A 19,746-nucleotide genomic window follows, 5' to 3' on the forward strand; every position below is an offset into this window, starting at 1 on the left:
TGAGTGGTCGTGGCGCTGACTGAATGCCGATGAGCGACGACGTTGACGCCTTTGCGCTGCTGGACGACCGCGCGGCGACGGCCGAGCGGCCGAGCAGCCGGCTCTACACGGACCATGTGCGGACGCACCGCTGCGAGGATCCGGCCGCGCTCGACGCGGTGTGGCGCGCGGTCGAGGCCGACCAGCGCGCCGGCCTGCACGCGGTGCTGCTGGCCGACTACGAATGGGGCGCGAAGCTGCTGCAGGCCGGTCGCCGCGCCGGCGACGCGCGGGCCGCGCTGCGCGTGCTGATGTTCCGCGAACTGCGGCGGCTGTCGGCCGACGAGGCCGGGCACTGGCTGGCCACGCGGGAGGGTTCGGCCGAGCCTGGCCCGGCCGGCGCGCTGGACGTGCAGGCCAGCGTGGACCGCACCGCCTTCCACGCCGCGATCGGCCGCATCCACGAGGCCATCCGCGCCGGCGAGACCTACCAGGTCAACTACACCTACCGGCTGGACTTCCAGGCCCACGGCACGCCGGTCGCGCTCTACCGCCGGCTGCGTGCGCGCCAGCCGGTGCCCTATGGCGCCTTCATCGCGCTGCCGGCCGACGAGGTGGCCGCGAGCGGCGTCGCACACGTGCTGTCGTGCTCGCCGGAGCTGTTCGTCCGCCATGCGCAGGGCCGGCTCGTCGCCAAGCCGATGAAGGGCACGGCGCCGCGCCGTGCGGTGCTCGAAGGCGACAGCGAGACCGCCCGGCTGCTGAGTCTGGACACCAAGAACCGCGCCGAGAACCTGATGATCGTCGACTTGCTGCGCAACGACCTCGGTCGCATCGCCCGCACCGGCTCGGTGAAGGTGCCGGAGCTGTTCGAGGTGGAGTCGCATGCCACCGTGTTCCAGATGACCTCGACGGTCAGTGCCGAGCTGGCACCCGGCACCGACCTGCCGGCGGTGCTGCGCGCGGTGTTTCCCTGCGGCTCGATCACCGGTGCCCCCAAGCACCACACGGTGGAGCTGATCGCCGGGCTGGAAAGCACGCCGCGCGGCCTGTACTGTGGCGCCATCGGCTGGGTCGACCTGCCGACCGCGGCGCCGGACGGGGCCTGCGGCGACTTCTGCCTGTCGGTGGCGATCCGCACGCTGACCCTGGGCCCGCCCGCGCCCGACGGCCTGCGCGCGGGCCGGCTGGGCATCGGCGCCGGCATCGTGCTGGACAGCGAGGCCGAGGACGAATACGGGGAATGCCAGCTGAAGGGGCGTTTCCTGACCGGCCTCGATCCGGGCTTCTCGATCTTCGAGACCCTGCACGCGACGCGCGAGCAGGGCGTGCGCCATCTCGACCGTCATCTCGCGCGCCTGCAGCGCAGTGCCACCGCGCTGGGTTTTCGCTGGGACGAGATCGAACTGCGCGAGGCGCTGCAGGAGCAGGTCGGCCGCCTGCCCGCCGGCACGCCCTGCCGGCTGCGCCTGTCGCTCGACCGCGCCGGCCGCTGCGAGTTCACCGGCGCGCCGCTCACCGCCCTGCCCGCCGGCCCGGTGACGCTGCGGCTGGAGCCGCAGCCGCTGCCCGAGCCGCGGCCGCTGGCGGGCCACAAGACCACGCTGCGCGCCGCCTACGACGCCGGCGTGCGGGCCGCCGAGGCAGTCGGCGCCTTCGACAGCCTGTTCTTCACGGCCGACGGCCGACTGGTCGAGGGCGGCCGCAGCAACGTGTTCCTGCAACTCGACGGCCGCTGGTGGACACCGCCGCTCGCCGACGGCGCGCTGCCCGGCGTGATGCGTGGCCTGCTGCTCGAGGATCCGGCCTGGGCTGCCGCGGAGCGCCCGCTGACGCGCGCCGACCTGGCGCGGGCCGAGGCCGTGGTCGTGTGCAACGCGCTGCGCGGCGCCGTGCCGGCCCGGTTGGCGACATGAAGCTCGCGCTGTTCGATCTCGACCACACACTGCTGCCCTACGACAGCGGCATGGAGTGGACCCGCTTCCTCGTCGCGCGCGGTGTCGTGGAGGCGGAGCAGGAAGCCGACTACCTGGCGCACTGCAAGGCCTATGTCGAGGGGCGGCTCGACATCGCGGCCCTGCACCGTTCGATGTTCGCGCCGCTGACGCGGCTCACGCGTGCCGAGCTGTCGCACTGGCTCGACGAGTTCGAGACCGAGGTGTCGACGCGGCTGCCCTACGCCGCCCGCGTGCTGGTGGCGCGCCACCTGGGCGTGGGCGACCTGTGCTGCATCGTCACGGCCACGTCGCGCCTCATCGCCGAGCGCTTTGCGCGCGCCTTCCGCATCGAGCACGTGCTCGCCACCGAATCGGCGGTCGACAGCCACGGCGTGCCGACCGGCGAGATCGTCGGGGCGCCCTGCCACGGCACCCACAAGCTCGACAAGGTGAAGGCCTGGCTCGACAGCCAGGGCCGGCCGCTGGCCCGGCTCGAACACAGCTGGTTCTACAGCGACTCGGCCAGCGACCTGCCACTGCTGCGCGCCGTGCGCTACCCGGTCGCGGTGCGCCCCGACGCCTCGCTGCGGGGGATCGCGCAGTTCGAGGGTTGGCCGATCGAGATGCTGGGAGGCTGAGGGCGGCCGCGGCCGCCGCTCACCGGCGCGTCATTCGCGTTCGATGACCGCGAATGCCGAATGGTTGTGGATCGACTCGAAGTTCTCGACCTCGACGCGGTAGCGCCCGATGCGGGCGTCGGCGTTGAGCCGCAACGCCACGTCGCGCACCAGATCCTCGACGAACTTCGGGTTCTCGTAGGCGCGCTCGGTGATCCACTTCTCGTCGGGGCGCTTCAGCAGGCCCCAGATCTCGCTCGACGCCGAGGCCTCGGCGAAGCGCACCAGGGCCTCGAAGCCGAGTTCAACTGCCGAGTCGACGACGGGCCGCTCCCGAGTCGACTCGCCCCCCCCGGGGGGCGGCGGCCGCCGGCGGTCGCCTGGGGGCTCCATCAGCTCGGCGCGGATCGTCACATGCGAACGCTGGTTGTGCGCACCGTAGTCCGAGATCTCCTTCGAGCACGGGCACAGGCTCTTGACCGGCACCACCACCTCGCACCACACCGTCGTGCCGCTACCGGCACGGTGCTCGGCGATCCAGGCGCCCTGGTAGTCGAGCAGGCTCGACACGCCGGACACCGGCGCATGCTTGCGGATGAAGAACGGGAAGCGCGCCTCGATGCGCCCCTCGACCGCATGCAGCTTGTCGAGCATCACCGCCAGCTCGTCGCGCAGCGCGGTGGCGTCGAGCGGCTTGCCGGAGGCGCTGAGGGCGTCGAGCCAGGCGACGAAGCGCGACATGTGGGTGCCCTTCTGCTCGGCCGGCAGCGCCACATCGAGGCTCCAGGACGCCACGGTCGGCGAAAGCTGTTCGCCGATGCGCACGGTGAGCGGATAGCGCACTTCCTTGACGCCGACGCGCTGGATCGCCAGATGGCGTTCGTCGCGCTCGCTCTGCGTGTCGGGGATGTGCTGCGTCAGGCCGAGGGCAGAGGCGTGGGTCATGTCGTTCATGGGCGTCGCGCCGGCCGGCGTGTGCGGCTTCGGGCGTTGAATTCGTTCGCGAGCATGACAGTTTGTATCAGACGCGGCTGTTGCAAGGGCGACAGGGGCCTTGTCGCCTCGATGGCGGCGATAGTCCTCAGCCGTTGATCGCCGGCCGCACCAGCTCGAGCTTGGCGCCGAAGCGCTTGAGGATGCTCTGCTCGATGCCGGCGGCGTCCAGGCCCAGCTGCGCCAGCAGCTTGGCGGGGTCGCCGTGCTCCACGAACTCGTCGGGCAGGCCCAGCGTGAGCACCGGCAGGTTGACGCCGGCGGCCTGCAGCGCCTCGAGCACCGCGCTGCCGGCGCCGCCCTGCAGGCAGCCCTCTTCCACCGTGACGAGGGCCTCGTGGCTGCGCGCGAGGCTCAGCACCAGTTCCGTGTCCAGCGGCTTGATGAAGCGCATGTTGGCCACCGTCGCGTCGAGCTTCTCGGCCGCGGCCAGCGCCGGATAGAGGAGCGTACCGAAGGCCAGGATCGCGATCCGGCGACCGCCGCCGCGCGCCTCGCGCCGCAGTTCGCCGCGTCCCCAGGGCAGCGCCGTCAGCTCGGACTGGACGGCCACGCCGACGCCCGCACCGCGGGGGTAGCGCACGGCCACCGGATGTTGTTGCTCGAACGCAGCGGTCAGCGCCTGGCGGCATTCGTTCTCGTCGGCCGGCGCGATCAGGCTGAGGTGGGGCACGCAGCGGACGTAGGCGATGTCGTAGGCCCCGGCGTGCGTGGCACCGTCGGCGCCGACGATGCCGGCCCGGTCGAGCGCGAACACGACCGGCAGGTTCTGGATCGCGACGTCGTGGATCAGTTGGTCGTAGCCGCGCTGCAGGAAGGTGGAGTAGATCGCCACCACCGGCTTCAGCCCTTCGCAGGCCAGGCCGGCGGCGAAGGTCACGGCGTGCTGCTCGGCGATGCCGACATCGAAGTAGCGGTCCGGGAAGCGCTGCTCGAACTCCACCATGCCGGAGCCCTCGCGCATGGCGGGCGTGATGCCGACCAGGCGCGTGTCCTTCGCCGCCATGTCGCACAGCCACTGGCCGAACACCTGGGTGAAGCTGGGCTTGCCGGGGGCGGCCTTCTTCAGGCCCTCGGCCGGGTTGAACTTGCCTGGGCCGTGATAGGCCACCGGGTCGGCCTCGGCCAGCTTGTAGCCGTAACCCTTCTTCGTGACCACGTGCAGGAACTGCGGGCCCTTGCGGTCGCGCAGGTTCTCCAGCGTCGGGATCAGGGAGTCGAGGTCGTGGCCGTCGATCGGGCCGACGTAGGTGAAGCCGAATTCCTCGAAGATGGTGCTGGGCACGATCATGCCCTTGGCGTGCTCCTCGAAGCGGCGTGCCAGCTCGAGCAGCGGCGGCGCGTTCTTCAGCACGCTCTTGGCGCCCTGGCGGGCCGCGCTGTAGAAGCGCCCGGACATCAGCCGCGCGAAGTAGCGGTTCAGCGCGCCCACCGGCGGCGAGATCGACATGTCGTTGTCGTTCAGCACCACCAGCATGTTGGCGCCGGACACGCCGGCGTTGTTGAGCGCCTCGAAGGCCATGCCGGCGGTCATCGCGCCGTCGCCGATGATCGCGACCGAACGGCGATCCTCGCCCTTGATCTTGGCCGCCAGCGCCATGCCGAGCGCGGCGGAGATGGAGGTCGACGAGTGCGCCGTGCCGAAGGTGTCGTACTCGCTCTCGTCACGGCGCGGGAAGCCGCTGATGCCACCGAGCTGCCGCAGGCCGGCCATGCGGTCACGACGGCCGGTCAGGATCTTGTGCGGATAGGTCTGGTGGCCCACGTCCCACACCAGCCGGTCCTGCGGCGTGTTGAAGACGTGGTGCAGCGCGATCGTCAGCTCCACCGTACCGAGGTTGCTCGACAGGTGGCCGCCGGTCTGCGACACGCTGGTCAGCACGTGGTCGCGCAGCTCCTGCGCCAGTTGCTTGAGCTCGGCGCGCGACAGGCCGCGCAGGTCGGCCGGCTGGTCGATGGTGGACAGCAAGGGATAGGACTTCATGGACGGTTCAGCAATCGCGCTCGACGACCTTGTCGGCCAGCACGCTGAGCCAGGCCGCGTCGGGCAGGCCGCTGCGGGCCAGCGCCGCCTGGGCCTGCTCGCGCAGCGTCTGGGCCCGGCGCTGCGCCGCGCTCAGGCCGAGCACGGTCACGTAGGTGGGCTTGTTCTGGTCGGCGTCCTTGCCGGCGGTCTTGCCGAGCGTGGAGGAGGCCTGGGTGACGTCGAGGATGTCGTCGACCACCTGGAAGGCCAGGCCGAGCGCCGCACCGTACTCGGAAAGCGCCTGCCGGGCCTGCGGGCTCGCATCGCCGCAGGCCGCCCCCATCATGACGCTGGCCTGCAGCAGCGCGCCGGTCTTGCGACGGTGCATGTCGCTCAGCGACTGCTCGTCGAGCGGCCGGCCGATGCTGGCCAGGTCGATCGCCTGCCCACCGGCCATGCCGTCCTGCCCGGCGGCACGGGCCAGCAGTCCGCACAGTCGGGCCTGCAGCGCCAGCGGCACGCTGTCGTCCTCGGGGGTCAGCACCTCGAAGGCCAGGGCCTGCATCGCATCGCCGGCCAGCATGGCCTGCGCCTGCCCGAACTTCACGTGCACGGTGGGCTTGCCGCGCCGCAGCACGTCGTCGTCCATGCAGGGCATGTCGTCGTGGATCAGCGAGTAGGCGTGGATCAGCTCCACCGAGCAGGCGGCGCGCAGGGCGGCCTCGCTGTCGGTCGCGCCGACGGCCTCGGCCGCCGACAGCACCAGCAAAGGACGCAGGCGCTTGCCGCCGTCGAGCACGCCGTAGCGCATGGCGTCGCCCAGGCCGGCCGGCGCCAGCGCCGGCACCCAGCGTTCCAGCGCCGCCTCGACCTGCTCGAGACGGTCGCGCGACCAGGTGTCGAATTCGTCGCGCTTCATGCCGCCGTGGTCCAGGGCTTGAGTTCGCCGGCCTCGAGCACCTGCACCTGCTGCTCCACCGCTTCGAGGCGCCCGCGACAGTAGCCGAGCAGGACCGCACCGCGGCGGTAGCTGTCGAGCAGGCAATCGAGCGGCAACTGGCCGGCCTCCATGGCCGCGACCAGTTGTTCGAGCTCCGCCAGCGCCGCCTCGTAGCTGGCGGGTTCGGCGTCAGGAATCGAGGGGCTGGGCCCGCTGGCGTGTGCTTGCTTGGCCATGTGATCGCGTCAAAACCTGATTGTAGTCAGCCGGGCGTCAAGCCATGCCGGGGTGCGTGAGCATTTGTGAGGCGCCCCCACAGGCTCCGCCGCGCAATGGCCCTAGGGATTGCTGCCATCGGACCGCGCCAGGCCCGGCTCCCGGAGCAGAGGCCGATAGAATCCTTCCTCCTCCCTGCAGCACGCAGGTGCCCCTGCCGTCGCCGTGACGGCGTGGCGCCCAAGCCGTCACCGACGGCCGGCACCGGATATCGGAGACCCCTTCGGATCATGTCCGACCTGAGCATCACCCGCGAAGTCCTCGGGCGCAGCCGCGCGCAGCTGCCCGTGTCGAGCTATTTCGACGAGGATCTGTACCGCCGCGAGGAGGAGCTCATCATCCGACCTGGCCCGCGCTACGTCGGGCATGCGCTCTCGGTGCCCGAGGTCGGCGACCACCATGCGCTGCTGCAGGAAGGCGAAGGCCGGGCGCTGGTGCGCACGCCGCAGGGCATCGAGCTGATCTCCAACGTCTGCCGCCACCGCCAGGCGGTGATGCTGCGCGGGCGCGGCAACACGAAGAACCACATCGTCTGCCCGCTGCACCGCTGGACCTACGACCTGTCGGGGCAGCTGGTCGGCGCGCCGCACTTCCCCGACGACCCCTGCCTGCACCTGAACAACTACCCGGTGCAGCAGTGGAACGGGCTGCTGTTCGAGGCGCCGCGGGAGGTGAACGGCCAACGGATCGGTCGCGACGTGCACGCCGACCTGGCCGGCCTCGCGCTGCCGCCGGAGTTCGACTTCTCGGGTTATGTGTTCGACCGCGTGCACCTGCACCAGTGCGACTACAACTGGAAGACCTTCATCGAGGTCTACCTCGAGGACTACCACGTCGGCCCCTTCCACCCCGGGCTCGGCAACTTCGTCGCCTGCGACGACCTGCGCTGGCAGATGGGCCCCGAGCATTCGCTGCAGACCGTCGGCGTGGCGCGCCATGCCGGCGAGGCGCTGGGCAAGCCCGGCTCCGACGTCTATGGCCGCTGGCACCAGGCGCTGCTGAACTACCGCCGCGACGCGCACGACAGCGTGCCGCCGAAGCACGGTGCCATCTGGCTGACCTACCACCCGACGGTGATGCTGGAGTGGTACCCGCATGTGCTGGTGGTCTCGACCCTGGTGCCGCAGGGGCCGCGCAAGACGCTCAACGTGGTCGAGTTCTTCTACCCCGAGGAGATCGCCGCGTTCGAGCGCGAGTTCGTCGAGGCGCAGCAGGCGGCCTACATGGAGACCTGCGTGGAGGACGACGAGATCGCGCTGCGCATGGACGCCGGGCGCGAGGCGCTGTGGCGACGTGGCGACGACGAGTTCGGCCCCTACCAGAGCCCGATGGAAGACGGCATGCAGCACTTCCACGAGTGGTATCGGCGGCGCATCGCGCTGCCGCGCTGACCGCCGCGCCGCCCCAGGGCCGCCCAGCGCGGCCCGCCTTCCGGTTCCGGACCCGCGCAATGCCTGCCTCCTTGTTGATGATGCTCGCCACGCTGCTGTTCGCGGCGATGAGCGTGTGCGTCAAGTACGCCTCGGCGCACTACGGCACCGGCGAGATCGTGTTCTACCGCGGGCTCATCGGCGCGCTGTCGATGGCGGCGCTGCTGCACCGGCGAGGTGACGGCGTGCGCACGCCGGTGCTGGCGATGCACTTCTGGCGCAGCGCCAGCGGCGTCACCGCGCTCAGCCTGTGGTTCTACTCGATCGCCGGCCTGCCGCTGGCGACCGCGATGACGCTGAACTACATGTCCTCGGTGTGGATGGCGCTGTTCCTGATCGGCGGCGCGATCATGCTCGGCGGCGCGCGCACCGACGGCCGGCTGATCGCGACCGTGCTGGTCGGCTTCATCGGCGTGGCGCTGATCCTGCGGCCGACGATGGAGCGCGACCAGCTCTGGTACGGCCTGATGGGCCTGCTGTCGGGCCTGCTGTCGGCGGTGGCCTACCTGCAGGTCACCGCGCTCGGCCGGGCCGGCGAACCGGAGCCGCGGGTGGTGTTCTATTTCTCCGTCGGCGGCATGGCGGCCGGCCTGCTGACGGCGCTGCCGTCCGGCGGGTTCACGGCCCACACCGACACCTTCGCGGCGCTGATGCTGCTCGCTGTCGGCGGCTTCGCCACCGCCGCGCAGTTGCTGATGACGCGCGCCTACGCCACCGGGCGACCGCTGGTGAACGCCAGCCTGCAGTACCTCGGCATCGTCTATTCCTTCATCTTCGGCGCGCTGCTGTTCGACGACCCGGTCACGCCGATGGCGCTGGGCGGCATGGCGCTGGTGGTGGCCGCCGGCATCGCCGCCACGCAGTTGCGCAACCGCGCGGCGCCGCGAGATGCGGTGCAATCGACCCTTGAAACATGACCCACCCCCGTTGCGCCTTCGGCGCCCCCCTCCAGGGGCGCCGAAGGCGGACCGGCGGAGCCGGATCCGCGGCGGCCGCGCGCTGCCTCGGGTCGCTTGCGAGGAGAAGTGAGTTGAACCGTGTTGCCTCGACCCTGCCCATGCCGCTGATCGACGCTGAGGCGCTGCGCGAGCGGCTGGCTGCCGGCGCGCCGACCGTCGTGGTCGACACCTCGTTCGACCTGGCCGATCCCGCGGCCGGCGAACGCAGCTACCGCGAGGGCCACCTGCCCGGTGCCCACTACCTGCACCTCGACCGCGACCTGGCCGACCACACGCCGGCCACCGACGGCCGCTTCCGCGGCCGCCATCCGCTGCCGACGCGCGAGGCCTTCGCCGCAACACTGACACGCCTGGGCATCACCCCGGCCACGCCGGTGGTGGTCTACGACCGGCAGGGCGCGATGTTCGCTGCCCGCGCGTGGTGGATGCTGCGCTGGCTCGGCCACCGCGAGGTCACCGTGCTGGACGGCGGGCTCGCCGCATGGCGCGCAGTCGGCGGCGCGCTGGAGAGCGAGACGCCGGCGGCCGTCGCGGCGCGGCCTGCCTATGGGCCCGCGGCCTCGCTGGTTCCGACGGTCGATGCCGCCGCGCTGCAGGCCGGGCTCGGTCGCGTGCGGCTGATCGACGCGCGGGCGCCGGAGCGCTTTCGCGGCGACGTCGAACCACTGGACCCGGTGGCCGGCCACATCCCCGGGGCACTGAACCGGCCGTTCAAGGACAACCTCGACGCCGAAGGCCGCTTCCTCGCGCCCGCGGCGCTGCATGCCGCCTTCCTGCCGCTGCTCGCCGGCCGGCCGCCGGCCGAGTCGGTGCAGCAGTGCGGCTCCGGCGTCACCGCCTGCCACAACCTGCTGGCGATGGAACGGGCCGGACTGCCCGGCGCCGCGCTCTACCCGGGCTCGTGGAGCGAATGGTGCGCCGACCCGGCGCGCCCGGTGGCGCGCGGCTGAGCGGAAGTCCGCACCGCGCCCGCGGGCAGGCTCGACGCAAAGCTTGATCCTCGGCAAGATCAGGGGCGGGGCAACGGTGCAAGATGCGCCTGTCAGTCCCGCAGCCAAGGAGGCCGCCATGTACCAACGCATCCTGGTTCCCACCGACGGCAGCGACGTCACCGGCAAGGCCGTCGCCACCGCGGTGTCGCTCGCCAAGGCCCTGGGTTCGAAGATCGAGGCGCTGAGCGTCAAGGAGCCCTTCCCCTACAGCGCGATCAGCGAGATCCAGCCGGTGGCGCCGCAGGAGTACTTCGACGCGCAGGAGCAGATCGCGCAGCGGCGCGTGCAGCAGGTCGCCGCCGCCTGCCAGGCCGCCGGCCTGGGCTGCGAGACCTACACCATCGAGGCGCTGCATCCCTACGAGGCCATCATCGAGCATGCGAGCCAGCGCGGCTGCGACCTGATCGTGATGGCCTCGCACGGCCGCCGCGGCATGAGCGCGCTGTTGCTGGGCAGCGAGACCCAGAAGCTGCTGACGCACACCGCGATCCCGGTGCTGGTGGTGCGCTGAGCGCAGGCCCGGGCTGCGGCCCGGGCGGGTTTCAGAGCAGCAGCTGCGCGGCGCCGTCGCGTTGCCGCACCACGCCGTTGGCCTCGATCCGCAGGGCCCCCTCGACCGCCCAGCGCACCGCCATCGGATAGAGCCGGTGCTCGCTGGCCAGCACGCGCGCGGCCAGCGTCTGCTCGGTGTCGTCGGGCAGCACCGGCACCGCCGCCTGCGCGACGATCGGGCCGTGATCCAGCTCGGCGGTCACGTAGTGCACGGTGGCGCCGGCCAGCTTGCAGCCGGCCTCGATCGCGCGCCGATGGGTGTGCAGGCCGGTGAAGGCCGGCAGCAGCGACGGGTGGATGTTGAGCAGGCGGCCGGCATAGCGCTGCACGAAGCCCGCCGTCAGGATGCGCATGAAGCCGGCCAGCACCACCAGGTCGGGCGCGTGCTGGTCGATGGCCTCGGCCAGCGCGGCGTCGAAGCGCTCGCGGTCAGGGTAGGCACGATGCTCGACCGCCGACGTCGCGATACCTCTCGCGGCAGCGTAGTCCAGGCCCGCGGCGTCGGCGCGGTTGCTGATCACCGCCGAGATCCGGGCCGGCCAAGCCTGCGCAGCGCAGGCCTCGACGATGGCCTCCATGTTGGAGCCCCGGCCGGAGATCAGGATCACGATGCGCTTCATGGGCCGGCAGTGTAGGCGGGTATCGCAAGCCGCCGATAATCATTGCCCGGCCTGCGACGCCTCGGCGACAGGCCCTCCGGGCTGCCCGTTGCTGCATCCCGCGACCCACCCCACGCCCCCACGCCATGAACGCTGTCCCCGGGCGCTCGCTGCCCTCTTCCCTCTCCCTGACGTCGAACGCCTGGGCGCCGATCAGCCGCGCCGAGGTCGTCACGGTCGCGCTGCTGGCTGCGATGGTGCTGTGGCTCGTGGCGATCGCGCTGTCGGGTGACCACGCGATGGTCGACTGGCTCACCTCGGAGAACGGTCCGCTCGAATGGACCAGCGTGCTCGCCTGGCTGCTGCTGGCGGTGGTGGTGCTCGCTACCGGCGGCCTGAACCGCCACACCCTGCTGCTGGCCGCAGTGAGCCTGCTGTTCTGCGCGCGCGAACTCGACCTGCACAAGCAGGCGGTGTTCGGCGGCGTCAGCTTCCTGAAGATCAACTTCTACCGCGGGCACGAGGTCACGACGCCGCAGAAGCTGCTCGGCGGCCTCATCGCGCTCGGCGTGCTCGGCACCGTGCTGGCCGGACTGGGCTACAACACCCTCGCCTTCCTGCGCCGGCGCCTCTACCGCCAGCCCTGGGGCCGGCTGATCGTGCTGGCGGGCGGCCTGCTGGTGCTGTCCAAGGTGTTCGACCGCCTGCCCGCCGTGATGGCCGACGAATACCACCGCCCGCTCGGCTGGACCGCCACCGCGCTGTCCCATCTGCACGAGGAAGGCCTGGAGACCTTCGTGCCGCTGCTGCTGATCGCCACCGCCTGGCTGCGCACGCGCACGGACGACTGAGGCGCCGGGGCGCCTGCCTAGAATCCGCGACCCGACGAGTTCCTGGAAGAGCCCTCATGACGCAACGTGTCCTCACCGGCATCACGACCACCGGCACGCCCCACCTGGGCAACTACGTCGGCGCGATCCGGCCGGCCATCGCCGCGAGCCGCGAGCCCGGCGTCGAGAGCTTCTTCTTCCTGGCCGACTACCACGCGCTGATCAAGTGCGACGAGCCCGACCGCATCGAGCGCTCGCGGCTGGAGATCGCGGCCACCTGGCTGGCCGCCGGGCTGGACACGCAGCGCGTCACCTTCTACCGCCAGAGCGACATCCCCGAGACCACCGAGCTCACCTGGCTGCTGACCTGCGTGACCGCCAAGGGCCAGATGAACCGCGCCCACGCCTACAAGGCCGCGACCGACGCGAACGAGGCGGCCGGCGAGGACATCGACGCCAACATCTCGATGGGCCTGTACAGCTACCCCATCCTGATGGCGGCCGACATCCTGCTGTTCAACGCCCACCGCGTGCCGGTCGGGCGCGATCAGGTCCAGCACATCGAGATGGCGCGCGACGTGGCCCAGCGCTTCAACCACCTGTTCGGCCGCGGCCGCGAGCTGTTCGTGCTGCCGCGCGCCGAGGTCGAGGAGGACGTGGCCACGCTGCCCGGCCTCGACGGCCGCAAGATGTCGAAGAGCTACGACAACACGATCCCGCTGTTCGAGGGCGGCCCGAAGGCGCTGAAGGAAGCGGTGGCGCGCATCGTCACCGACTCGCGGCTGCCTGGCGAGGCCAAGGATCCCGACGGCTCCTCGCTGGTGACCATCCACGACGCCTTCGCCAGCACCGAACAGCGTGCCGCGCTGCGCGCCGATCTGCGCGCCGGACTCGCCTGGGGCGAGGCCAAGGCGCGCAGCGTGGCGCTGATCGAGTCGCACGTGGGCCCGATGCGGGCCCGCTACGAGGAGCTGATGGCCCACCCCGAGCGCGTCGAGGACGCGCTGCTCGAAGGGGCCCGCAAGGCCCGCGCGGTGGCGCTGCCGCTGATGCGCGAGCTGCGCGACGCGGTCGGCCTGCGCGCGATGGTGGCGGTGAACCGCCCGGCCGCGAAGCAGGCGCCGGCCCGCGCGGCCGGCAAGGCGCTGCCCGAGTTCAAGCAGTACCGCGAGAACGGGCTGTTCTTCTTCAAGCTCACGGCGGCCGACGACCGCGTGCTCCTGCAGAGCACCGGCCTGGCCGAGGGCCGCGAGGCCGGCGGCTGGGTGAAGCGCCTGAAGACCGAGGGCGCGGCGGCGCTGGCCGAGGCGCCGGTGCAGCGCGGCGAAGGTGTCGACGCGGCCGACGTGGAAGCCGCGCTGAACGCGCTGGTCGCCGCGCAAGCCTGACCGCACGACGCAGGACGCGGCCATGGCCGGCATCCACATCACCGACATCGAGTCGGCCATCAACTGGTGGCGCGAGCGCTCGCCCTCGCCCGACGGCATCACCGCCTGCGCCGAGGTGCGCGCGCTGGCCGAGGTGTATGCGCTGCTCGTCTACTACCGCGAGAGCGAATGCGACGAGGCCACCATGCCGGCGAAAGCCAAGGCCGCGTGGCTCGGTTGGTACGCGAGCACGCCCGACGCGCCATGCATCGCGATCTGCTCCACCAGCCAGGGCGACGACGTCTGCAAGGGCTGCGGCCGGACCTTCGACGAGGTGCAGCACTGGCCCGCGCTGAGCCCGGCCGCGAAGCGGGCCACCTGGCGGCGCATCACGATGGAGGCCACGGCCTGGCGATTCAACCGCTATGCCGAACGTGCGCACGAGGTCGATGCAACAGCCGCGCGACCTGCGAGCCCGGGCGAAGACGCTTCGGCCGCCAGCCCGCCGCCGGCGGCGGCCTGAGCCGCTCGCCGCCATCGCGCTTCAGGGCGCGATCGGCAGGCGGAGAACGAAACGGCTGCCGCCGCCCGCGCGCGGCTCGCAACGCACGTCGCCGCCGTGATGCTGGGCGATCTGCCGGACCAGGCTGAGCCCCAGCCCCACGCCGCCGGCCTGCTCGGCATGACCCGGCAGACGGTAGAACGGCTCGAAGATGCGCTCGCGCTGCGATGCGGGCACGCCCGGACCGCGGTCGCTGACGCTCAGTTCCAGCCACTCTCCGACGCGGCGCAGCTGCAGCTCCGGCGCCCCGGCGCCGCCGTAGCGGCGGGCGTTCTCCAGCAGGTTGCGCAGCGCGCGGCGCAGCAGGCGCTCGTCGCCGCTCAGCGTGGCGGGCAGCGCCGCGGCGCGGTCGGCCTCGTCCGGCAGCTCGAGCACCGCGTCGACACGCGCCGCTTCCTCCGCGGCGAGCGCGATCACGTCGACCGGCTCGCGCACCCGCTCGTCGACACCGTCGCGCGAGCGCGGGTGGCGGGCATCGAGCCGGCTGGCGAGCAGCACCTCCTCCACCAGCGCGTCGAGTTCGCGGATGTTGCGCTCGATCTCGTCCTTCAGCGCACCGCGGCGCTCGGCCGGCGTGGTGTCCAGCATGGCCAGGGCCATCTTCAGCCGTGCCAACGGCGAGCGCAGCTCGTGGCTGGCGTTGGCCAGCAGCGACTGGTTGGCCTGCACCAGCGACTCGATGCGCGTGGCGGCCGCATTGAAGCTCGCCGCCAGCGCGGCGATCTCGTCGCGGCCGGTGGCGTCCACGCGGTGGTGCAGTTCACCGGCGCCGAAGGTCTCGACACCGCGCTTCAGCGTCTCGAGCCGGCGTGTCAGGCGCCGCACCACGGGGTAGGCCCCGCCGGCCACGGCGACGAACAACACGCCCAAGGTCAGCAGCAGGCCGACGCCGCGCATGAAGAACGGCGGCTCGGGCACCAGCAGGCGGCCGTCGGGGCCGCGCCCGCCCGGACGCAGCATGCTCGGCCGCACCACCCACAGCGTGCGGCCGTCGCTGAGCGCCACGCGCTGCGGCGGGCGGCGCTCGACGAGGTCGGGCAGGCGGTCGTCGGGACGCGGGCGGCGCGCCTCGCGCGGGCGGCCGGGCGGCGCGGGTTCCACGCCCTCGGGCGGCGGCGGGCGCAGCTCGTCGGGCGGCACCGGCCCGTCCGGCCCGACGCCGCCGTCGATCCAGCGGGCGAAGGCCTGCGAGGTGGCGATACGCCGGCCCTGCGCGTCATCCAGCGCCAGCGGCATGCGCAAGCGCGACGACCACTCCAGCAAGGCCTGGCTCTGCTCGTCACGCGGTGCGTCGACGGGCGGGAGCGCGTTCTGCAGCAGCTCGCCCCAGGCGATCAGGCGCTCGTTGCCGCTCGCCTCGACCCGGATGCGCTCATGCTCGATGTTGCGCTGGAGCAGCCAGCCCGACACCAGCGCGAACAGCAGCAGCACCGCCACGACGGTGAGGTAGATGCGCAGGTAGAGCGTCTTCACCGGCCGGCCCGTCCTGCTGCGCGGGCGCGACGCCGATCAGGCCGCCTCGGCATCCTGCTTCTTCGCGAACACGTAGCCCGCGCCGCGCACCGTGAGGATGCGGCGCGGCGTCTTGGGATCGTCTTCGATGGCGGCACGGATGCGCGAGATGTGCACGTCGATCGAGCGGTCGAAGGCCTCGAGCGCGTGGCCCTTCAGCGCGTCCATGATCTGGTCGCGCGACAGCACGCGCCCGGGCGCGTTGGCCAGCACCTGGAGCAGGTCGAACTGGTAGCTGGTCAGGTCGCAGGGCTTGCCGTCGAGGCGGGCCTGGCGACCGCCGGCGTCGACCTCGAGGCGACCGAAGCGCAGCACGTCGCCGTCGCCCCCGCTCGGCGCGGCGCGGCGCAGCAGGGCCTTGACGCGCGCCAGCAGTTCGCGCGGCTCGAAGGGCTTGGGCAGGTAGTCGTCGGCACCGAGCTCAAGGCCGACGATGCGGTCCATCGGCTCGCCGCGCGCGGTGAGCATCAGCAGCGGCAGCGCGCGCGTGCGCGGTGCGGCGCGCAGCTCGCGGCACAGGTCGAGGCCGTCGCCGTCGGGCAGCATCAGGTCGAGCACCAGCGCGTCGAACAGCTCGCGCTCCAGCCGCGTGCGGCCGGAGTCCAGCGTCGGCGCCACCTCGACCTCGTAGCCGGCCTGGCGCAGGTAGTCGCCCACCATCGCGGTGAGGCGGGCGTCGTCGTCGATCAGCAGCAGTCGAGCACTCATGGTCTTGCTAGGCGAGGGAGCTCGGGCTCCGGAGGATAGAACAGCGGAGCCGACCCGGCAGGCCGGGCCGGTCCCGCCGGCCGCCGCGTCAGCCCTTGGGTTCGGGCGGCGGCGCGCGGTGGTGGCGCTCCATGCGTTCGTGGCGCGCCTTCATGCGCTCGGCGAGCTGGACGCGCTGTTCCACCGTCAGCACGCGGCTGGCGTCGAGCAGGGCCTGGCTCATGCGCCGACTGGCCTGGTCATGCTGCGCCACCATCTGCTGGCGCAGCGCCTCGACGGCCTGCGCATCGACGGTCGGCTGCGTGAACAGGCGGGCCTGCTGCTCGCGCAGGTCCCTGCCGGCCTCGCGCTGCGCCTTCAGGTCGGCGGCCGCGGCCTGCGCGATCTGCCGGATCTGGCTGCGCTGCGCGTCGGTCGCCTTCACGCTGTCGAGCAGGCGCTCGAGCTGGCGTGGCGAGGCGCCCCAGCCAAAACCCGGTCCGCCATGCGGACCGCCGTGCGCGGCCGGGCGGGCCGGCGCGCCCTCGGGCACGGCCCAGGCCGTCAGGCTCGCGCCACCGGCCAGCGCGATCGCCGTCCCGAGAATCACGCCGCGCAGACCGCGGGGAATGAGAGAGTCGCTGTTCATCTTGCGTCCTTTCCATGCAAACCCCTCAGGGGGTGCATGCATGGTCGGCCGCGGGGGTGAAGCGCGCTTGCGCAGGCGGTAAAGATCTGTGTAGCGCCGGGGGCCCTAGCTTGAAGCGCCGGTCGAGCCGTTCTCCTACAGACCGCCGCACGCAGGCGCACTACATTGAGCTGACGGAGCCGTCTCTCCTCCCGTCTCCCCTCCTCCCGCTGACGGCTCCCTTGTGGTGGACAGCGCCGTGCGCTGTCCACCTTTTTCATGGGCGGCCGAACTGCCCGCTCTGGTAGTCGACGAAGGCCTGCCGGATCTCGGCCGGGGTGTTCATCACGAACGGTCCCTGCCCGACGACGGGCTCGTTCAGCGGCTCGCCACCGAGCAGCAGCAAGGTCGCATCCGCCACCGCCTCGATCTGCAGCGTGTCGCCCTCGCGCTCCAACACGGCGAGCTCCGCCTCGCCGACCACGGTGTCACTGCCGTCCGCGCGCAGCGCGCCCTTCAGCACGAACAGCGCCGTGGTGTGTCCGGCCGGAACGCTCAGCCGCACCGGCCGGCCCGCCACGAGTCGCAGGTCCCACAGGTTGATCGGGCTGAAGCTGCGCGCCGGCCCCACCACGCCTTGCAGTTCACCGGCGATCACGCGCACCGTGCCCGCAGCGTCCGGCAGTTCCACGTGCGGGATCTGCGCCGCCGTGATGCCCTGGTAGGCGGGCGCCACCCGCTTGTCCTTCGCGGGCAGGTTGACCCACAGCTGCAGCATCTCGAACGGGCCGCCGCGACGCGCGTAGTCGCGGCCGTGGAATTCCTCGTGGACGATGCCGCGGCCTGCGGTCATCCATTGCACGTCGCCAGGACCGATCGATCCGCCCGCGCCCGTCGAGTCGCGATGCTCCACCTCGCCAGCGTAGACGATGGTCACGGTCTCGAAGCCACGGTGCGGATGCTGGCCCACACCGAGCCGCCGGGAGGTGGGCTCGAACTCCACCGGGCCCGCATGGTCGAGCAGCAGGAAAGGCGACATCGGCTCCGCGAGGTCGTTGTACGAAAAGATGCTGCGCACCGGAAAACCGTCGCCGACCCAATGGCGCCCCGGACTGCGCCGAACGAACGAAAGCTGCTTCATGGTGGATCTCCTTGAAGCAAGAGTTTGGGGCGGCCCGGCCTGCCTGCAACGCATCGAATCTGCACGCAGGGTTCAAGCGGCTTCAATGACCGGAGGGAACCGGCGCCGGACCCGTTCCAGGCCCCGGTTGACGGACTCGCCACAACCCCAGGCCGTCGGCGAACCGCCGCCTGTGACACAGTGGCACCGACCGGCCGTCGCCGTTGCAGCGCCCTGCCATCCCCTTCACCCCGAACCTCCGCGAGGACACGATGCCACTCGTTCGAATCGACATTTCGCATGACGCCCCACCGACGCTGGGACGCGACATCGGTCAGCTGATCTACGCTGCCATGACCGACCTGATCAACGTGCCTGCCGACGACAAGTTCCAGATCATCGCCCGACACGGTCAGGGCGAACTGGTGTTCCCGGCCAGCTATCTGGGCGTCGAGTATTCGCCGGGCATCGTGTTCATCCAGATCACGCTGAACCAGGGCCGCTCCATCGAGCTGAAGAAGGCGTTCTACAAGCGCGTTGCCGACGACCTGCACGCCAGGTTGGGTGTGCGCCGACAGGATGTCTTCATCAACCTGATCGAGGTCGCCAAGGAGAACTGGTCCTTCGGCAACGGCGAGATGCAGTACGCGCCTGCACCCGGCTGAGCGATGCCCGGCAGGCCGGGCCCGGACACCCCAGCTTCTCCCCCTCTAGCGGGATGGCCCCTGCCTTGGGCGGGCCCTAGGCTAGACGCCATGAGTTACACCCACCTCCAATCCTTCAACAACCGCGCCGCCCTGGCGCGGTCTTCCATCGCCGGCTGCTATTCGTGCCTGGGGAGCTTCAAGCCCCAGGACGTGGTGGCCTGGGTCCACGACGACACCACGGCCGTGTGCCCGATCTGCAGCGCCGACACGGTGCTGCCGGGGGTCGGGGACGTGCGGGCCCTGCACGCCGCGCGAGCGGCCCAGTTCGACAGCGCCGAGACGGTGCCTGCCGTGCTGTCCCTCCTGCCCGAGCGCAACTGAGACCCGGCGCATGCATTTCGATGAGCGCGACTGCGGCGACTTCAGGATCTACGGCGGGGCACTCGACGCCCCCGGCGGGGGTTACCTGGCCGCCGTCGTCGTCATGCGGGTGCGCGGGCTGAGCGGCGAGCCGGTGGCGGTGTTCCGCGACGAGCGCCTTGCCGGCGGCCACCGCTTCAAGGATGCGCGCTCCGCGCTCCATTTCGCCATGGATGCAGGCCGCCGTGCGGCCCAGGAGAGCGCAGAGTCCGTCGGCAGTTGAAGGCGGGGCTCGCAGGCGATCCCTTTTTCGGAGTTGCCTTAAAACCATCCAAGTGGATGGTGATAGGATGGCGTCATGCCTGCACGACGCCAACTCTCCACCGCGACCAAGCCCCTCGACGAGAAGGTCACCGTCAACATCGGCTATGTGGACCTCGGTCACATCGACCTGCTCGTCCAGGACGGCTTCTATGCCAACCGCACCGACCTGATCCGCACCGCGGTCCGCAACCAGCTCGCCGGCCATGCCGACGTGCTGAAGCAGGCCGTGGCCCGCAAGACGCTGGTGCTGGGCATCCAGCAGTTCACTGCCAGCGACCTGCGCGCCGTGCAGGCGGCGGGCCAGACGCTGCAGATCCGCGTGCTCGGCCTCGCATCGTTCACCGCCGACGTGACGCCGGAACTCGCGCTGGCCACCGTCGAGTCGGTGGTGGTGCTGGGGGCGCTGCACGCCAGCCCGGCCGTCAAGGCAGCGCTCGCCCAGCGCACCCGCTGAGGCGTGCGGCCCACC

22 protein-coding genes are annotated in these 19,746 nt (G+C 71.6%); 13 read left to right on the forward strand and 9 right to left on the reverse strand.

The genetic code is table 11. The features are described 5' to 3' along the window. Positions 1-23: 23 nt before the first annotated feature. Positions 24-1,895: a chorismate-binding protein gene (locus tag MPE_RS13245; protein ID WP_011830212.1), complete on the forward strand. Its 1,872-nt coding sequence runs from the start codon at positions 24-26 to the stop codon at positions 1,893-1,895. Beyond that, on the forward strand, positions 1,892-2,554 hold the full coding sequence (locus MPE_RS13250; protein ID WP_011830213.1) for an HAD family hydrolase: 663 nt from the start codon (positions 1,892-1,894) through the stop codon (positions 2,552-2,554). The genes MPE_RS13245 and MPE_RS13250 overlap by 4 nt, the downstream gene beginning before the upstream one ends. A 30-nt stretch (positions 2,555-2,584) precedes the next feature. Here the strand turns inward: MPE_RS13250 and MPE_RS13255 are convergent, their stop codons facing one another. From MPE_RS13255 to MPE_RS13270, 4 genes are all read right to left on the reverse strand, one after another. Then, positions 2,585-3,487, reverse strand: a complete 903-nt coding sequence (locus MPE_RS13255) for a GTP cyclohydrolase I FolE2 (protein WP_011830214.1) — start codon at positions 3,485-3,487, stop codon at positions 2,585-2,587. A gap of 127 nt (positions 3,488-3,614) precedes the next feature. Continuing rightward, positions 3,615-5,510, reverse strand: a complete 1,896-nt coding sequence (gene dxs / locus MPE_RS13260) for a 1-deoxy-D-xylulose-5-phosphate synthase (RefSeq protein WP_011830215.1) — start codon at positions 5,508-5,510, stop codon at positions 3,615-3,617. Positions 5,511-5,517: 7 nt separating this feature from the next. Next, positions 5,518-6,411: a polyprenyl synthetase family protein gene (locus MPE_RS13265; RefSeq protein WP_011830216.1), complete on the reverse strand. Its 894-nt coding sequence runs from the start codon at positions 6,409-6,411 to the stop codon at positions 5,518-5,520. Then, complete coding sequence (locus MPE_RS13270; protein ID WP_011830217.1) at positions 6,408-6,668, reverse strand: exodeoxyribonuclease VII small subunit; 261 nt, start codon at positions 6,666-6,668, stop codon at positions 6,408-6,410. The genes MPE_RS13265 and MPE_RS13270 overlap by 4 nt, the downstream gene beginning before the upstream one ends. Before the next feature lie 270 nt (positions 6,669-6,938). Between MPE_RS13270 and MPE_RS13275 the strand changes: the two genes are divergently transcribed. The 4 genes from MPE_RS13275 to MPE_RS13290 all read left to right on the forward strand — a co-directional run bounded on the left by MPE_RS13275 (position 6,939) and on the right by MPE_RS13290 (position 10,600). Then, the gene (locus tag MPE_RS13275) at positions 6,939-8,099 is read left to right on the forward strand and encodes an aromatic ring-hydroxylating oxygenase subunit alpha (protein WP_011830218.1); all 1,161 of its coding nucleotides are present in this window, start codon (positions 6,939-6,941) and stop codon (positions 8,097-8,099) included. A 59-nt stretch (positions 8,100-8,158) separates the two neighbouring features. After that, on the forward strand, positions 8,159-9,055 hold the full coding sequence (locus MPE_RS13280) for a DMT family transporter (protein ID WP_011830219.1): 897 nt from the start codon (positions 8,159-8,161) through the stop codon (positions 9,053-9,055). Between the two features lie 134 nt (positions 9,056-9,189). Next, entirely contained in the window at positions 9,190-10,047 is an 858-nt protein-coding gene (locus tag MPE_RS13285) for a sulfurtransferase (RefSeq protein ID WP_375136169.1), read from the forward strand. Between the two features lie 118 nt (positions 10,048-10,165). Beyond that, positions 10,166-10,600 (forward strand): universal stress protein, encoded by a 435-nt coding sequence (locus MPE_RS13290; protein ID WP_011830221.1) that lies wholly within the window; start codon positions 10,166-10,168, stop codon positions 10,598-10,600. Between the two features lie 31 nt (positions 10,601-10,631). Here MPE_RS13290 and purN read toward each other — a convergent pair whose 3' ends face one another. Next, entirely contained in the window at positions 10,632-11,261 is a 630-nt protein-coding gene (purN, locus tag MPE_RS13295) for a phosphoribosylglycinamide formyltransferase (RefSeq protein ID WP_011830222.1), read from the reverse strand. A gap of 125 nt (positions 11,262-11,386) precedes the next feature. Here purN and MPE_RS22790 point away from each other — a divergent pair, with 125 nt between their 5' ends. Genes MPE_RS22790 through MPE_RS13310 form a run of 3 tightly spaced genes read left to right on the forward strand, consistent with a single transcriptional unit; the run spans position 11,387 to position 13,960 of the window. Continuing rightward, entirely contained in the window at positions 11,387-12,091 is a 705-nt protein-coding gene (locus tag MPE_RS22790) for a hypothetical protein (protein ID WP_011830223.1), read from the forward strand. A gap of 56 nt (positions 12,092-12,147) precedes the next feature. Further along, positions 12,148-13,458, forward strand: a complete 1,311-nt coding sequence (locus MPE_RS13305; RefSeq protein WP_011830224.1) for a tryptophan--tRNA ligase — start codon at positions 12,148-12,150, stop codon at positions 13,456-13,458. Between the two features lie 22 nt (positions 13,459-13,480). Then, entirely contained in the window at positions 13,481-13,960 is a 480-nt protein-coding gene (locus tag MPE_RS13310) for a DUF3717 domain-containing protein (RefSeq protein WP_011830225.1), read from the forward strand. Between the two features lie 21 nt (positions 13,961-13,981). On the opposite strand, the gene MPE_RS13315 is transcribed toward MPE_RS13310, so the two are convergent. From MPE_RS13315 to MPE_RS13330, 4 genes are all read right to left on the reverse strand, one after another. Next, positions 13,982-15,472, reverse strand: a complete 1,491-nt coding sequence (locus MPE_RS13315; RefSeq protein WP_011830226.1) for a sensor histidine kinase — start codon at positions 15,470-15,472, stop codon at positions 13,982-13,984. A 36-nt stretch (positions 15,473-15,508) separates the two neighbouring features. Further along, positions 15,509-16,219 (reverse strand): response regulator, encoded by a 711-nt coding sequence (locus MPE_RS13320; RefSeq protein WP_011830227.1) that lies wholly within the window; start codon positions 16,217-16,219, stop codon positions 15,509-15,511. Between the two features lie 88 nt (positions 16,220-16,307). Further along, a complete protein-coding gene (locus tag MPE_RS13325) occupies positions 16,308-16,847 on the reverse strand; it encodes a Spy/CpxP family protein refolding chaperone (protein ID WP_011830228.1) in 540 nt (179 codons plus the stop codon). A gap of 256 nt (positions 16,848-17,103) precedes the next feature. After that, the gene (locus MPE_RS13330; protein WP_011830229.1) at positions 17,104-17,967 is read right to left on the reverse strand and encodes a pirin family protein; all 864 of its coding nucleotides are present in this window, start codon (positions 17,965-17,967) and stop codon (positions 17,104-17,106) included. Positions 17,968-18,218: 251 nt separating this feature from the next. On the opposite strand from MPE_RS13330, the gene MPE_RS13335 reads away from it, so the two are divergent. From MPE_RS13335 to MPE_RS13350, 4 genes are all read left to right on the forward strand, one after another. Then, entirely contained in the window at positions 18,219-18,611 is a 393-nt protein-coding gene (locus tag MPE_RS13335) for a tautomerase family protein (RefSeq protein WP_011830230.1), read from the forward strand. 90 nt (positions 18,612-18,701) lie between these two features. Then, complete coding sequence (locus MPE_RS13340; protein WP_036235081.1) at positions 18,702-18,974, forward strand: hypothetical protein; 273 nt, start codon at positions 18,702-18,704, stop codon at positions 18,972-18,974. A 10-nt stretch (positions 18,975-18,984) separates the two neighbouring features. Then, entirely contained in the window at positions 18,985-19,236 is a 252-nt protein-coding gene (locus MPE_RS13345; RefSeq protein WP_011830232.1) for a hypothetical protein, read from the forward strand. Between the two features lie 75 nt (positions 19,237-19,311). Next, positions 19,312-19,731: a ribbon-helix-helix domain-containing protein gene (locus MPE_RS13350; protein ID WP_011830233.1), complete on the forward strand. Its 420-nt coding sequence runs from the start codon at positions 19,312-19,314 to the stop codon at positions 19,729-19,731. Positions 19,732-19,746: the final 15 nt, after the last annotated feature.

This window comes from Methylibium petroleiphilum PM1 (genome assembly GCF_000015725.1).
GTDB classification, from domain to species: domain Bacteria; phylum Pseudomonadota; class Gammaproteobacteria; order Burkholderiales; family Burkholderiaceae_C; genus Methylibium; species Methylibium petroleiphilum.